The following is a 644-nucleotide window of genomic DNA, read 5'->3' on the forward strand; positions in this document are numbered from 1 at the left end:
TAGGGTATTAAGATTTTAGTGAAGATATTTATTGTATTTTGGTTGTAGTAGATAATGTGGTGATGTTAATTGATGTTGTTAAGGGGTTAGAAATTTAAATTTGTAAATTGTTTGAAGTGTGTTGTTTGTGTTATTTGTTTATTTTTATTTTTATTATTTATTAATGGTTAAAGTTAGTTATTTTTTTTATGGTTATATTAGTTAAGAAGTTTGGATTAAGTTATGGGAAGAATTTTTTAGAATAAATTATTGTTTTATTGTTTATGTATAGGTAGTGAGATTTAAGAATAAGGAAATATTTGATATTTTTTAAGTGATTTTAGAAATTTTAAAATATTTTGTTAAGTTTGATGATTTAATTGGTGAGTTTGAAGAATTGATAGAGGAGAATAAGTAATGGTTAGTAGAGTTAATTATTTAGTTTTATAAAATTAGAGTGGTGGTAATTGGAGGGATATTAAAGGAATATTTAAAAGAGTTTGAGAAGGAACTTGAAGATTTGATTTATGTTGATGATGATTTTGAGTTTGATAATTTTATTAATTATTGTTTTTTTTTTTTTGTTGGTTTTTTAGATTTATTGTTAGATTGTATAATTGTTAATATTATAATTTGGAAAATGAGGGGAGTTAAGAGGTTTTTAA

1 pseudogene is annotated in these 644 nt (G+C 21.7%); it reads left to right on the forward strand.

What is annotated here, in order from left to right:
• Positions 1–436: 436 nt before the first annotated feature.
• Positions 437–644 (forward strand): annotated as a pseudogene (locus RYA97_RS26345) (hypothetical protein); the annotation flags it as partial.

It is taken from the genome of Pseudomonas syringae group sp. 26L6 (assembly GCF_032587815.1).
Lineage (GTDB): Bacteria > Pseudomonadota > Gammaproteobacteria > Pseudomonadales > Pseudomonadaceae > Aquipseudomonas > Aquipseudomonas amygdali.